Origin of the sequence: Leptospira ilyithenensis (assembly GCF_004771005.1) — a bacterium.
GTDB classification, from domain to species: Bacteria; Spirochaetota; Leptospiria; order Leptospirales; family Leptospiraceae; genus Leptospira_A; species Leptospira_A ilyithenensis.
Genome location: NZ_RQHV01000066.1, coordinates 108,047 through 121,358, shown reverse-complemented (window position 1 = coordinate 121,358; position 13,312 = coordinate 108,047). Strand labels below are relative to the sequence as shown.

General features: G+C 39.8%; 14 protein-coding genes and 2 pseudogenes. 12 read left to right on the top strand and 4 right to left on the bottom strand.

What is annotated here, in order from left to right:
- Positions 1-67 precede the first annotated feature (67 nt).
- The 6 genes from EHS11_RS19550 (at position 68) to EHS11_RS19525 (ending at position 8,436) form a co-directional block, all read left to right on the top strand.
- Complete coding sequence (locus tag EHS11_RS19550) at positions 68-259, top strand: hypothetical protein (protein WP_135766072.1); 192 nt, start codon at positions 68-70, stop codon at positions 257-259.
- A complete protein-coding gene (locus tag EHS11_RS19545; protein ID WP_135766071.1) occupies positions 243-545 on the top strand; it encodes a hypothetical protein in 303 nt (100 codons plus the stop codon). The genes EHS11_RS19550 and EHS11_RS19545 overlap by 17 nt, the downstream gene beginning before the upstream one ends.
- Before the next feature lie 98 nt (positions 546-643).
- The gene (locus EHS11_RS19540) at positions 644-1,888 is read left to right on the top strand and encodes an amidohydrolase family protein (RefSeq protein ID WP_135766070.1); all 1,245 of its coding nucleotides are present in this window, start codon (positions 644-646) and stop codon (positions 1,886-1,888) included.
- A complete protein-coding gene (locus EHS11_RS19535; protein WP_135766069.1) occupies positions 1,878-3,962 on the top strand; it encodes a putative bifunctional diguanylate cyclase/phosphodiesterase in 2,085 nt (694 codons plus the stop codon). The genes EHS11_RS19540 and EHS11_RS19535 overlap by 11 nt, the downstream gene beginning before the upstream one ends.
- Positions 3,963-4,004: 42 nt before the next feature.
- Entirely contained in the window at positions 4,005-6,401 is a 2,397-nt protein-coding gene (gene pheT / locus EHS11_RS19530) for a phenylalanine--tRNA ligase subunit beta (protein ID WP_135766068.1), read from the top strand.
- Between the two features lie 46 nt (positions 6,402-6,447).
- Positions 6,448-8,436, top strand: a complete 1,989-nt coding sequence (locus EHS11_RS19525) for a SpoIIE family protein phosphatase (protein ID WP_135766067.1) — start codon at positions 6,448-6,450, stop codon at positions 8,434-8,436.
- Between the two features lie 7 nt (positions 8,437-8,443).
- On the opposite strand, the gene EHS11_RS19520 is transcribed toward EHS11_RS19525, so the two are convergent.
- Genes EHS11_RS19520 through EHS11_RS19510 form a run of 3 tightly spaced genes read right to left on the bottom strand, consistent with a single transcriptional unit; the run spans position 8,444 to position 9,842 of the window.
- The gene (locus tag EHS11_RS19520) at positions 8,444-8,779 is read right to left on the bottom strand and encodes a hypothetical protein (RefSeq protein ID WP_135766066.1); all 336 of its coding nucleotides are present in this window, start codon (positions 8,777-8,779) and stop codon (positions 8,444-8,446) included.
- Positions 8,776-9,315, bottom strand: a complete 540-nt coding sequence (locus tag EHS11_RS19515) for an RNA polymerase sigma factor (RefSeq protein WP_135766065.1) — start codon at positions 9,313-9,315, stop codon at positions 8,776-8,778. The genes EHS11_RS19520 and EHS11_RS19515 overlap by 4 nt, the downstream gene beginning before the upstream one ends.
- On the bottom strand, positions 9,312-9,842 hold the full coding sequence (locus EHS11_RS19510; protein WP_135766064.1) for a hypothetical protein: 531 nt from the start codon (positions 9,840-9,842) through the stop codon (positions 9,312-9,314). The genes EHS11_RS19515 and EHS11_RS19510 overlap by 4 nt, the downstream gene beginning before the upstream one ends.
- A 104-nt stretch (positions 9,843-9,946) precedes the next feature.
- On the opposite strand from EHS11_RS19510, the gene EHS11_RS19505 reads away from it, so the two are divergent.
- Both EHS11_RS19505 and EHS11_RS19500 read left to right on the top strand, forming a co-directional pair.
- Entirely contained in the window at positions 9,947-10,519 is a 573-nt protein-coding gene (locus EHS11_RS19505) for a gamma carbonic anhydrase family protein (protein ID WP_135766063.1), read from the top strand.
- Positions 10,520-10,555: 36 nt separating this feature from the next.
- Positions 10,556-10,768: pseudogene (locus EHS11_RS19500) on the top strand (YnfA family protein).
- A 37-nt stretch (positions 10,769-10,805) separates the two neighbouring features.
- On the opposite strand, the gene EHS11_RS19495 reads toward EHS11_RS19500, so the two are convergent.
- A complete protein-coding gene (locus EHS11_RS19495) occupies positions 10,806-11,303 on the bottom strand; it encodes an acyl-CoA thioesterase (RefSeq protein ID WP_135766062.1) in 498 nt (165 codons plus the stop codon).
- 140 nt (positions 11,304-11,443) lie between these two features.
- On the opposite strand from EHS11_RS19495, the gene EHS11_RS19490 reads away from it, so the two are divergent.
- The 4 genes and pseudogenes from EHS11_RS19490 to yidD all read left to right on the top strand — a co-directional run bounded on the left by EHS11_RS19490 (position 11,444) and on the right by yidD (position 13,309).
- A complete protein-coding gene (locus EHS11_RS19490; RefSeq protein ID WP_135766061.1) occupies positions 11,444-12,040 on the top strand; it encodes a class I SAM-dependent DNA methyltransferase in 597 nt (198 codons plus the stop codon).
- Positions 12,041-12,591: 551 nt separating this feature from the next.
- Entirely contained in the window at positions 12,592-12,753 is a 162-nt protein-coding gene (gene rpmH, locus EHS11_RS19485) for a 50S ribosomal protein L34 (protein ID WP_109021925.1), read from the top strand.
- Positions 12,754-12,782: 29 nt separating this feature from the next.
- Positions 12,783-13,085, top strand: a pseudogene (locus EHS11_RS19480) (ribonuclease P protein component); the annotation flags it as partial.
- The gene (gene yidD, locus EHS11_RS19475) at positions 13,082-13,309 is read left to right on the top strand and encodes a membrane protein insertion efficiency factor YidD (protein WP_135766060.1); all 228 of its coding nucleotides are present in this window, start codon (positions 13,082-13,084) and stop codon (positions 13,307-13,309) included. The pseudogene EHS11_RS19480 and the gene yidD, both read left to right, overlap by 4 nt.
- The last annotated feature ends 3 nt before the right edge of the window (positions 13,310-13,312 follow it).

The following is a 13,312-nucleotide window of genomic DNA, read 5'->3' as shown; positions in this document are numbered from 1 at the left end:
GGGGAATTAAAATGAATTTTAATTTACACTTACCAATGGGATTTGAGATAATAATTTTGGAGTTCTTATGAACGAAAGCTTTCAAAAAGACTTAGAACTTGCTAAACAGTTAATTTCTGATTCGGATTATTTACGTGATGTGGTTGTTAGGCTAGATAATAACGCATCCTCTTCTAATTCGAATACCTGGAAAGAAGAAGTAAAATACTCAATAGCAAATTACAAACTCGCGGACTTTTTGGATGAAAGTTCCAACTGATATTCTTACCCAAGAGGAATCGGAAAAAGCAAAAGAACGGCTTGATCTTATTTTTTCTACTTGGTATGATCTTTGCCAAAATCATACTCTAACCAACGAATTTAAAAATTCTTTTTTTCTCTCTGTACCAATTACAACTGAAGCTACTTTGCGATATATTCTGGATGTAAGAAGAATTAAACAATTCCATCCGGAGGAAATTGAAAATATCAATGAATACAAAATCGCCGGTTATTTAATTTATTGGATTTGTAAGCTAAAACAACAGGGGATACTTTGGCTTTGATCTATAGAAATCTAGAGACTTTTTAATTTCAGTGCACATCGAAATAAATTCCTTCCCCTCACTTATTTTAAATCACTTCACTCCTTAGGAACGACCAAATGGGAAAAATCGCAGGTAGAATCGTAACACATACGGAAGAATTCAAAGGTACGGTTGTTTTTGACGAAGCCACAGGGCTTATCAAAGAAGTAAAGAGATCCGTCGATTCCGATGCACGTTTGTTTGGTGATGAAAGCATTATATTTCCCGGATTTGGTGACATCCACATTCATGCACGCGAAGATGTAAGCGGAAAACACTGTTATAAGGAAGATTTTGTCTCTGCGGGGAATGCAGGAATAGGAGGTGCCGTTTTGCATGTGGCCGATATGCCGAACAATCCTGTTCCGCCGGTTGATGACAAGAGTTACGAAGACAAACTGGCACTTACGAAAAAATCACCGATACATATTACTCTTTACGCAGGGATCGGTCCTGCCACCAAACCATTGCTAAAGAAAGTTCCCTATAAAGTGTTTATGGGACCTTCCATAGGAGAATTATTTTTTGAAGACAACGTCAGTCTCGAAAATACGATCCGACATTATCAGGGGCAGGATGTGAGTTTTCATTGCGAAGATCCCGAGATACTGACAGAAAACAAAAACAAACCTACTCACGAAGAGCGCCGACCGAAAGAAGCCGAGACACTTGCAACCGAATTTGCACTTTCCTTGATTGAAAAATACAATCTAAAGGGAAAACTTTGCCACTATTCCACTAAAGACGGTCTGAATAAAATCATCGAAGCTAAAAAACGTGGAGTGAATGTTACCTGCGAAGTAACACCGACTCACCTTATGTTCGATACCTCCATGCTAACAGATGATAATCGAATCTGGTTTCAAATGAATCCGCCTCTCCGCGGCAAAGAAGACAGGGAAGCAATGGTAAAGGGAATACTTGACGGCCACATCGACTTTCTTGCAACCGATCATGCTCCTCATAGTATAGAAGAAAAGAAAAAAGGAACGAGCGGAATTTCACAATTGGATACTTACGGCTTATTTGTAACTTATATGATAAATATTCTTAACATTCCTTTACAAACGATTGCAAGAATCTGTGCAAAAAATCCCGGAGATTTTGTCAAACAGTATTTACCGGAAAAATTCGGATCGGGCTTTGGGGAGATTAAAGAAGGTTATGCGGCAAATTTTTCCGTTTTAAATTTAAAAAAGCCTTTTGTCTTTGAGAAAAGCATGATAAAAAGTAAGTCCGGTTGGTCACCTTTTGAAGGATTCGAGTTCCCAGGATCAATCGAAGCAGTTTATTTTTTAGGCAAAGATTTGCATGCGAAATGAAGCGGAAAACACATCTAAAACTTTAGAAGACTCGTTATATCCTATCCTATCTCAATTTCCGAATAGTTTGCAAATTTTCAATTGGGAAGGAGAGTTCATTTCAGTTACCGAACGTTTTGCACGCTCTTTAGAATATTCTCAAAAGGAAATGGTAGGAAGAAGTCTATTCGACCTGATTCATGAAGATGACAGAGATCAATCCGTAGATGCATTAACCGACCTTAGAGATAGAAAAACAATCATTAACTTCGAGCACCGGTTGAAAACAAAATCGGGGGAAGATGTATGGATCATGTGGCTCGCAATTCCCCTCTCGGAATCGCAGATCATCATAGCCATCGACAGAGACATCACCATTCAAAAAGATATCTCTTTCGAATTCATTCTACAACAACAAAAATACAAATCCATCTTCGACAATCTTCCCATGGGCATCGCCATCACCGATGCCAAAGGGAAAATAGTAGAAACCAATCGCACTGCAAGACAGTATTTTGATATACAGGACGGAGAAGCTCTAAACCGAACTTTGAATTTAAGAAAGTACACTTTACTACAACCTAACGGAAGTAAAATGTATCCGCGAAATTCCAGTTTAATGAGGGCTTTGAAACAAAAAGAAGTAATCCGCAATATGGAACTTGGGCTGATTAAAGATGCAAAAGTAACCTGGTTTGAGATATTGGCGACTCCGATTCCTTTGGATAATTTCGGTCTCGCCGTAGCTTTCGTCGATATCACCCAAAGGAAACAAGCGGAAGAAAAGATAGCTTATATGGCCTTCTTTGACCAGCTTACCAATCTCCCGAACCGCAATTCACTCATTGATAAATTTTTTCCCATATTCGAAGAAGCAAGAAGACACGAAAACTGGGTGGGAGTTCTCGCAATAGACATTGATAATTTCAAATTCATTAATGATTCCCGAGGCCATGAATTCGGAGACAAAGTCGTCCAACTCATGGCTTACCGCCTAAGAGAAAGTGTACGATCCTATGATCTGATCTCCCGACAAGGAGGAGATGAATTTACAGTTGTTCTACCGGACCTTATGAATGAAAGGGATGCGGGAGTTGTTTGTGAAAGCATTCTTGACGCGATGAATCATCCGTTTGTCATCGAAGGGGAACAGATTTTCGTTAACGTATCCATCGGTGTCGCTTTGTATCCGAATGACGGAAAAGACTCCAACTCACTTTTAAAAAATGCCGATAGTGCCTTAAACCTGGCAAAACAACAGGGAAAGAGTTGTTATGTGTTTTTTACGGAAGAATTACAAACGTTAGTTGTTCAGAGACTGGAAATCGAAAACCAGATGAGAATGGCTCTCGCAAAAGACCAATTCACATTATTCTTCCAACCGAAGATTGATTTGCAAACTTACAAACCGATCGGAGTGGAAGCTCTGATCCGATGGAATCATCCGGAAAGAGGAATGATTCCTCCCGATGTATTTATTCCGATCGCGGAAGAAACCGGAATGATTCTCTCTATCGGAGAGCTGGTTCTCAAACTTGCCATCCAAACCTTAAGACTCTGGAGAGAAGAAGGGATCGAGGGAATCAGCATGGCAGTCAATATTTCTACCAAACAGTTCAAACATGAAAAATTGATTTCCATCATTGCCGAAAACCTCCGACTCTTCCGAGTCGATGCCAAAGACCTGGAAGTGGAAATCACGGAAAGTTCTCTTATGGATAATGCGGATGCCGCAGTAAAAACTATGAAGGCAATCCGTGAACTGGGAGCAACCATTGCGATCGACGATTTCGGAACAGGATACAGTTCTCTCGGATATTTGAGACGACTGCCCATTTCCTGTTTGAAAATCGATCGTTCCTTTGTTTCCGAAATTACAATCGACAAAGACTCCGATACGATCGTTCATGCAGTGGCCAACCTGGCGCATAACTTAGGTTTGAGTGTTGTGGCGGAAGGTGCGGAAACCAAGGAACAAGTGGAAAGGTTGATTGTGGATGGAATCGATTCCGTTCAGGGTTTTTACTTTTCAAAGCCCCTCTCCGGTCCCGATTGTATCAAATTTCTTAAGGAAAAGCTCGGAATTTCCGATTGACCCCTTCCTAATCTCTCGGTTTCCTACACTTAAGGAAACCGCTTGAAACTCTCTCTTCACTGGCTAAACGACTTTCTTCCGTTAAATTCTGTCCCTTTCGATGCCGTCATTGAAAAAATCAATACATCCGTCTGCGAGATAGACGATATTGAAGAATACAAACACCACCTAAGATCAGTTATTACTGTAAAAATTTCCTCATTATCAAAACATCCCAACGCTGAAAAACTACAAGTCACCGAATGTACCGATGGCAAAAAAAAATACCAGATCGTGACCGGTGCCACGAATGTCAAAGAAGGCGATATCGTTCCTCTCGCACTTCCCGGAACAAAGCTCGACGGCAAAGAAATTTTATCTTCCGAATTACGAGGAGTTCCTTCCGAAGGAATGTACTGTTCGGAAAAAGAATTGGGACTTGCGGAAGTTTCCTCCAGGGTTTTGATTTTTCCAAGCTCTACAGAGCTTGGAATTTCCATCCGTAAACTCTTCAATTGGGAAGACACCATCCTTACCATTGATAACAAATCCATCACACATAGACCGGATCTTTGGAGCCATTTCGGATTTGCAAGAGAGCTTTCTTCCCAATTGGAAATTCCTCTTCATTTCGAACCGCTTTCCGCAAAAGAAGATTTCCAAAAAGGAAACGACGGTTTGACGGTAAAGTCAAACGGGAACGCACATTCCTATAACGTTGCATCCATTCCCAAAATAAAGATCGCTCCGTCCAACCTAAAGATCAAATCCCGTTTGGAAAAATGCGGGATCCGATCCATCAATAATGTTGTCGACGTCTCCAACTATCTTTTGTTAGAGGTTGGTCAACCGACTCATTTTTTCGATCGGGTCAAATTAAAATCGACCGAGTTTCAAGTCGATTTTGCAAAACAAGACGAATCTTTCGGCCTATTGGATGATTCCGATCAAAAACTAACACCAGATATACTACTGATCAGAAACGGCTCCGATCCGGTTGCCATTGCAGGGGTAATGGGAGGAAAAGACAGCGCTGTCGGCGAAAGCACTGTAGACTTGGTTTTGGAATCCGCAGTATTCAAACGAGAGGATGTTCGCAAATCCATTCGAAAAACCTCCATTCGTTCGGAATCAGCCGTTCGTTACGAAAAAGGTTTGGATTCTTCCACATGTTTGCCAGTGATTGCACGCACCTTACAACTATTACGCGAAAATGGAAATCCGGATGCAAAAGGATTTGAACCGCAAGGGTTCAACCATACCGCTTCTAAAAAAGTAATCATCGAAACCACATTGCGTTTTCTTCATTCCAAACTCGGCAAAGACATAAGTCTTGTGGAAATTCAAAAGATCCTGGAAAAACTCGGGTTTGCAGTAAAAACCTCGGGAGATTCGATAGAAGTGGAAGTTCCCAAGTTCCGTCAAAATTACGATGTCACAATACCTGAAGATTTAGTCGAAGAAATCGGCCGCACGATAGGTTACGCTTCCATACCGGTGCAACCTTTGGCGTTGGCAGTCGAGACCCCTATCCGAAATCCTTTGCGGGAATTGGAAAGAAGAACGAAAGCGTTCTTTGCAAACAATCTGACATTCCATGAAGTTTATAATTACTCTTTTTCTTCTTCGGAAGAATCAAAAATAGAAGGAGAAAAAGAAAAAAACATTCTGGGAATAGCAAACGAAATGCCGGAAGAATATTCCGTTCTCAGAGCTTCACTTTTGCCGGGACTCATCAAACAAGCGGCAAACAATCAAGATCGTTTTGAAATCGTCGATTTATTTGAAGTCGGTCGCACCTATCATAAGTTAAATGAAAATGAACTCGCTTTGGAAAACCGTTGGATCGGTTTCATCAGTCTTTCTTCGGCAAAACAAAATGATTACCAAACTATTGATTCCGAATTTGTGTCCCTTCGACATAAAATATCCCGGATCTTCGAAGTATTGAATGTACGATCCGGACTTTGGACAAAAGAAAGTTTGCCTTATTTGCATCCGAACGCAGGACTTTCCTATAAGGTTGAAGACAAGACGATCATTGAAATGGGTATTTTACATTCCAGATTTGCCGACAAATACAATCTCAAAAAACGGGCGTTTGTCGGTAAAATCAACCTGTTGAATCTTTTGGAAGTTTGGGAAAAAGAAGGAAGACAAAGCCATTTCAAAGCTCCTTCTTCCTTTCCGCAAGGTCAATTGGATCTTTCCATTCTAATGAATGAAACGGAATCAACGGATTATTATCTGAATCTAGTCAAAAGCAAAAACATTCCTGAAATAGAGACAGGTTGGGTTCATACGATTTTCCGAGGAGGCAATTTGGGAGAAGGGAAAAAATCAGTGACATACAGATTTCGTCTTATGTCGTATGAAAAAACTTTTACCCAAGAAAGGTTCAAAGAACTTTCCGATGAGTTGGTAAAACTTGCGGAAAAATCGGGACTGACCCTTCGTTAAATTCTCTTTGACAAAGTCGAATTCATGAATTCAATCGAGAAGACTTATGTTTGCTCGATTGGTTAGGATCATACCTTTTCTATTAGTTGTTTCCTGTTCCCAATTACAAATTCAAAAATATCTTAAGAACGATACTTTCATTCCGCAAAAGATCGGTTATATAACGGAAACCTCTTCCTTTTATAATTTAAATTATTTCGTTTCGGATTCGGATGGAAAAATTCCATTTACAGCTGTTCTAAAAAATAATCTGGCATTCGGATTTCGATCGGAAGCGGTTTGGTTGCGAATCGAAGCAACAAATCATTCTTCTTCCGGTAAAATTATCTTCGATTTGGGCAATGCCCATTTGGACGAAGTGATCGTTTATGAAAAAGGAAACATCATACCGATCAAAAAAGGTGGAGATTTCACTCCTCATACGCAATGGGATACTTTTTCCAAGTCAGTCGCTTTCGAATTGGAATGGCCTATTGGAGAAAAAAAGATATTTTTCGTAAAAACAAAGTCAACATCAAATATTAGTTATACGCTTCGTTTTTTTACAAAGGAAGCATTTTATCTGAAAGAAAATCGGGAGAATATGATTCTCGGTTTTTTTTATGGAACCATTTTTATCATGGTTCTTTACAATCTCTTCATCTATTTTATTCTGAAAGAGGGAGTATATATACTTTATTCCATCTCCATCTTTACCCATCTGTGTGTACAAGCCTATTTGAATGGAATCCTCAATCAGTTTCTAACTTATGATCATCCCGAAATTCATAATCGAAGCGGGAGTTTCATTATTTGTTTTTCAGTTATCTTCGGATGGAGGTTTGCACAACAATCCCTGAACTTAAAAGATTTTAATCCGCGTTCCCATCGGATTCTTTGGGTTCTTATATCGGCAACCTTCTTATACTTACTCTTCGGATTTCCTTTTCTAGGATTAAACTACCTGGTCCGAATGGCAAATTTGATAGCTCAGATATTCGTAGTATCAGTGTTTGGTGTTGCTCTATTGAATTATAGTTCGGGAAACAAACGGGCAAAATTATTTTTGTTGGGATGGAGTACTCTTCTTGTCGGTATTTTACTATATACTCTTATGCAAAATGGACTATTGCCTGCAAACCTGATCACAATTTATTCCAATCAAATCGGTTCTACTTTGGAAGCGGGCATACTTTCTCTCGCGCTTGCAAGCAAGATCAATCAATTAAAAGAGGAAAAAGTAAAAGCACAGGAAGAAGCTTTGATCACTTTGGAAGAGAAGGTAAGGGAAAGAACTAAAATCCTGGATGAGTCCTTATTCAATATCCGAAAGGACTTGAACGTTGCGAAAAGAATACAACAAACCTTCTTTTCGCAAACCCCAATCAGTGACAACCGGATCAAATTCGGATCTTTTTATCAATCCATGAATGAAGTGGGCGGCGATTTTTACGATATGACTGAGGTGAATTCCGATCATTACCGGATTTTTATCGCGGACGCAACAGGTCATGGAATCCAAGCGGCACTCATTACGATGGCGATCAAGGCGGAATATGAATCTCTGAAGATCATGTACGATTCTCCCAATGATCTTATCTTTCATTTGAATCAGATTTTTATCAATAAGTACCATAATGTACAAACCATATTTACCTGTGCGGTTTGTGACATTGATCTGAAAAAAAGAAAACTTTATTTTGCATCCGCAGGTCATCCGGATCAAATCCATCTCCGTGCAGGTGAGAAAAAAATTCTACCTAGAACAGGGAAAATCATCGGCCTTATGGATCATACCATCTATAAATGTACGGAGTATTTTTTAGAAGAAGGAGACCGTATCTATCTCTATACGGACGGTGCATTTGAACAATTCAATAAGTCCCGCGAAATTTTCGGAGAACAACGTCTTTATGAAATATTGCAGGAATCAGATAAACTTTCATTAGATGAAAGTATCAGATCGATTGTTGAAAATCTAGAACAGTTCATTATGGAAAACTCACACCAAGACGATATTACAATCGTCGGATGTGAGATTGATAGATTTGTTTAAGGGTTGATCAGCGGGATCCGAAGGTAGTAAGTATAATCGAATCCGTTTCTTCCCATAAAGATTCCGATTTTTCAGGTGCGGAAATCTCTATCGCAGAATCTTGGGAAAGCGGACTGTAATTTTCCTCTTCCATCTCAAAATTTAAAAATTGAGAAATCCCTATGGCAAAAAAGAAAGCACTCGCCACCGCATAAATCCACTTAATAGGAAAGCCATTATTGGCGGGAACCAATCGTTGTTCCGCTGCTTTCAAAACACGGGAAGCTACCCTTTTCGAAAATTGCGGATCTTGGATCAATTGATCAATGGTTTGGTCTAAATTAGATTTCAAATTTTCGTTCATAAATCCAGCTCCTGTTCTTTTTGATTTTTATTCATTAATCTTGCAAGCATTTCCCGTCCCCGAGCAAGCCTTGATTTTACAGTGCCTGCGGAAACTCCTAACTGTTGGGCTATTTTATTTACCTTATGTCCCGCCAAGCGATACAACGTAGTTTGACGAAACGGTTCCGGTAATTCGTTGATTTGCGCTCTCACCCATTTGTCCCTGTTCTCATGATCGATTTCCACTGTAGGAAACGAATACAAAGATTCGATTCCGGTAAGATCATCCGATATTTGAAACGGCAGACTTCCCGTTTTTTTGTTATCTCTCCAAGCCCTTCTGCACTCATTGCGCGCTACAACATAAAGCCATTTGTGAAGGGACTCTCCAGCTAACGGAGGTTTTTCTTTAAACGCAAGATAATATCTCAGATAAGTCTCTTGAGTTACATCTTCGACGAAAGAAAAAAGATCCTCGGGCAGATTCTTCTGAATCGCCCGAAGAACAGTCGTTTTACTCTCTTCGATAGAATGAACTAATTCGTTTTCGGTCATTTTTTAGGTTCTACACATTCCAAACGATCCGGACCGGAAAAAGGTTCTCTTCTGGACCGCATGGTTTCCATACGTTTTTTGTTAATGGTCTTTAGTGTATCTTTTTGCTCCGGATTCAATTGGGATTCAAATTCAAGCCTTCCCTGGATTTGAATCATCCGGATGTCTAATTGAGTATTGCTGATTTCCTGTAATTTTGATTTAACAACCGCTAAGTCAACTTTTTCGGATTCCAAAATGGATCTTAAATCTTCATGCAGAGGTAACATTTTGTCCACTTTCTCTTTTAGAAGACTCTCTTTTTTATCCAAAGAAGACTTGATCTTTTCTTTTTTTTCTTTGGTAAGCTTCAAATCCTGTGCTAATTTTTCGAATTCCTTTCCTTCCGGATCAGGGAAAGGAAAGATGATTCCAAGTGGTGGTCCCATAAAAGGTCCCGGTGGAGGCGGTGGTGGAGGCTCGGCACTCAAACTCATGTAAGTGCACATGGTCACCAAAAACATCGTCTTTACGGGGAATTCTTTCATTTTTACTCCTTACTAATGATTAAACCCCGAAGAAAAGAAAAGGTTCCCAAATATTTAAAAAATTTGAAACAATTGGAAAATCACTGTTGAATGACTCATAATCTATGAACTATTCCGAAATTCCTGAATTTTCCGACCCATTTATCCACCCAGAGGCTACTGCATTTGGAATGCTAAAATTCGGTAAATCCGTTTCCTTATGGCCGGGAGCCGTTTTGCGTGCGGATATGAATCAAATCGCATTGGGAGATTATGTAAATATCCAGGACAATTCCACATTGCATACCGACTCCCGCTCTCCCATTTCCATCGGAGCCTGGAGTCTTGTGGGGCATAATGTAATGATCCACGGATGTACGATCGGTCGCGGTGTACTTGTGGGCATCGGTTCTATCGTTCTCGACAAAGCAGTGATAGGTGATGGTTGCCAGATCGCAGCGGGTTGTATGATCCGAGGAGGGAAAAAAATCCCACCAAGATCTTTGGTTGTACCGAATAACGGAGATGTCAAAATTTACGAAGGAAAAGCCAAACCGGAGTTAACTGTTGCGGGTTGCATTGAATATGCCCATCTGGCAGTCCGGTTTCAAAAAGGGATTTTTGTTCCTTATACTGAAGAGGAAGAAGCTCTATTTGTGGAGCAGGCAAAAGGGATCATAAAGAATTTGGGGATTTGACAAATAACTAAATCGTCGGATAAATGATAAAACTTAATGGAAAAGATAACAATCTTTAAGACTGCCGCTATTTTTATTTTTGCCGGAATATACGAAATCGGCGGAAGTTGTTTGGTATGGCTTTGGCTCAATGAAAGTAAACCGTTATAGGCTTGGAAATTTGACAGTTATATTCCCGATAAATTCGATATCATCGGAGCGTCTATTGCTTTGATCGGTGTTGCGATTATTTATTATGCTCCGAGTTGAGGAAAAAATCAATAGAATCAGCGAAAATCCGACGATCTCACATCCTGCTATCTTTGATTTTTCTTGCCAGCTCTTTTGCGGTTTCAATTCGCAGTTTTCCTTCTTCATACCGACGGATTTCCGTAGGAGTTTCCAAGATCAATTCCGGAACCGGAGTCGGTTTTTTATTTCCATCCAAAGCAACAAACGAGAGGTAGGCGGTTGTGGCACGCAAGCTTTCCCCTGTGTATGGATTTTCTTTGTTTACTTGCACACCAACTTCCATCGAAGTTTTTCCTACGTAATTGACCATTGCTTTCAAATGAACATAATCCCCTATTTGAATGGGGGAAATAAAATTGATCCGATCAATACTTGCGGTCACCGCTTCCCTACCACAATGTCTTTGTGCTGCCATAACAGCAATTAGATCAATCCAGGACATGATGGCTCCTCCGAAAGCTGTTCCGTAATGATTCGCATGATCGGGCATAACTACATGGCGGGTCTCGACGGCAGAATTATTCGGTGACTTGGGAGGGGGGAGTTGTGACATACCTCACAGGATTTTTAAAAATGAAATGGGAGGGAATGATTTTTTAAAAAGAAAATAAGATCGTAAAAGTGACATAAATATAAAAAAAACGAACAATCAAGAGATATGGATAGTTTAAATAAAAACGAAAGAACGACTTTATGGAAAATAATATATTCAATCAGATTGCAAACAAATATGATACAAAGGAAAGAACAGAATTAGCGAAAATAATAGTTAATGCCATCAAACCGGAGCTAAAAGAGAGCAAAAATAAATCACTGCTGGATTACGGATGTGGTACAGGACTCGTTGGACTAGAGTTATCTACTTTGGTTGATAAGCTCTTATTAACGGACTCTTCGGAACAAATGCTGGAGATAACAGAAGCAAAGATCACTCAAGGTAACATAAAAAATGCGGAAGTCATTGATTCTGATTTTACTAAAACCACATCAAACATTGAAGCGGATATAATAATCGTTTCACTCGTTCTTCTCCATATTCCGGATGTTAACAAGATACTAAGACGTTTTTATTCGGTCTTAAATACAAATGGAAAGTTAATTATTGTTGACTTTGATAAGAATGAAAAAGTCAGCCACCCGAATGTACATAACGGATTTGCACATACGGATCTAAAATCCTTACTTACCGATGCAGGATTTAATACGATAGAAATAAAAACTTTCCATCATGGTAAAAATATTTTTATGAACCAAGATGCCTCTTTGTTGATTTCAACTGGCTTGAAATAAGTTCAGTCTGGGATGGTTTATTGATAATCGTAGATTTTAAATTTAAAGATTTAATAATATGATCCTAATCCATTTAACAAGGATTATTCCCATCCAGGAACATCCCCGCGCTAGGGATCATAGCGGAAATCTTTCGCGGAACGCGAAAATTGGAGCGAAGAGCACGGTCGTTTCCTGGTTCAATTTCAACAAAACAAATCCAATCCGAAGCGCCCACCTAACATAGACCAATGAGGTTTGGCAAAAAGGCGAAGTTTTTTGAAATATTTTTTGGGTTTTACCAAAAGAAATGGAAAGAAAGGATAAAACGTGTTAGGTGGAAACCGGCAGCCCACGAGCCACACCCCCCAACCCTAAACAGGGTGGGGGATTTAAAGATTCCGCGAAATATTATGTCGCATAAGTCAAGATAGGGAGATTCGATGGATTTTCATTCAGGGAAACAAATCTTAATGATAAATCCGATTTCGCCCTTGACTTCCAGATTGGTACCAAAAGTCTTCTCAAAAGACTCTTTTTTTCCGCGATTATATATAAATTAGGTAATTTTCATGAAACGTACATACCAACCGAGCAACACGAAACGCATTAGAACTCATGGTTTCCGAACAAGAATGGCAACTCCAGGCGGAAGAAATGTGATCAGCAACCGCAGAAAAAAAGGTCGCCACAAATTGACTGTCTCCGACGAAAAAATCGGGAGAAAGTTTTAGGATAGGAGCTTCCTTCGGAGACTCTTTGCAATAAATCGAGGATCCAAGAACTCTTTCGTAGTGCCAAAAAAGCAGGTAGGTTTCCTATTAGCTTTCTTTCCCGCAAGAACGGGACGGAAAACACCTGCTTTTTATTCTGTCCCGACAGGTCCCACAAATCAGCCGTAGACCGAAATCGAACGAAACGACTCTTGAAGGAACTGGTTCGTTTGCATTTGTCTGCCTTTCCCGCAGGCAATGACATTGCAATCTTAGCTCATATCGATTTTGCACGGAAATTGCCGAAGGAAAGAGAAGAAATCTTCCTTTCTATCTTCCAAAAACCCCAATGAACCGGCTCGCTCTCTTACTCATATTTCTTTACCAGAAAATTGTATCTCCGATACTTCCGCCTGCTTGTCGTTTTACGCCAAGTTGTTCGGAATATGCAAAAGAAGCATTTCAAACCTACTCCTTTTTCAAAGCATTCGGGATGAGCTTAAGAAGAATCTCCAGATGTCACCCGTTACACGAAGGCGGATTCGATCCGCTCCCTAAACCAACCAACAAGAGTTAAATT

Bases quoted from the DNA above. Each gene is read 5' to 3' on its own strand.
- EHS11_RS19495 (WP_135766062.1), bottom strand. From the start codon at position 11,303: ATGTCACAACTCCCCCCTCCCAAGTCACCGAATAATTCTGCCGTCGAG.
- EHS11_RS19550 (WP_135766072.1), top strand. From the start codon at position 68: ATGAACGAAAGCTTTCAAAAAGACTTAGAACTTGCTAAACAGTTAATT.
- EHS11_RS19505 (WP_135766063.1), top strand. From the start codon at position 9,947: ATGAACTATTCCGAAATTCCTGAATTTTCCGACCCATTTATCCACCCA.
- EHS11_RS19535 (WP_135766069.1), top strand. From the start codon at position 1,878: ATGCGAAATGAAGCGGAAAACACATCTAAAACTTTAGAAGACTCGTTA.
- yidD (WP_135766060.1), top strand. From the start codon at position 13,082: ATGAACCGGCTCGCTCTCTTACTCATATTTCTTTACCAGAAAATTGTA.
- EHS11_RS19515 (WP_135766065.1), bottom strand. From the start codon at position 9,315: ATGACCGAAAACGAATTAGTTCATTCTATCGAAGAGAGTAAAACGACT.
- EHS11_RS19510 (WP_135766064.1), bottom strand. From the start codon at position 9,842: ATGAAAGAATTCCCCGTAAAGACGATGTTTTTGGTGACCATGTGCACT.
- EHS11_RS19525 (WP_135766067.1), top strand. From the start codon at position 6,448: ATGTTTGCTCGATTGGTTAGGATCATACCTTTTCTATTAGTTGTTTCC.
- EHS11_RS19520 (WP_135766066.1), bottom strand. From the start codon at position 8,779: ATGAACGAAAATTTGAAATCTAATTTAGACCAAACCATTGATCAATTG.
- EHS11_RS19545 (WP_135766071.1), top strand. From the start codon at position 243: ATGAAAGTTCCAACTGATATTCTTACCCAAGAGGAATCGGAAAAAGCA.
- rpmH (WP_109021925.1), top strand. From the start codon at position 12,592: ATGAAACGTACATACCAACCGAGCAACACGAAACGCATTAGAACTCAT.
- EHS11_RS19540 (WP_135766070.1), top strand. From the start codon at position 644: ATGGGAAAAATCGCAGGTAGAATCGTAACACATACGGAAGAATTCAAA.
- EHS11_RS19490 (WP_135766061.1), top strand. From the start codon at position 11,444: ATGGAAAATAATATATTCAATCAGATTGCAAACAAATATGATACAAAG.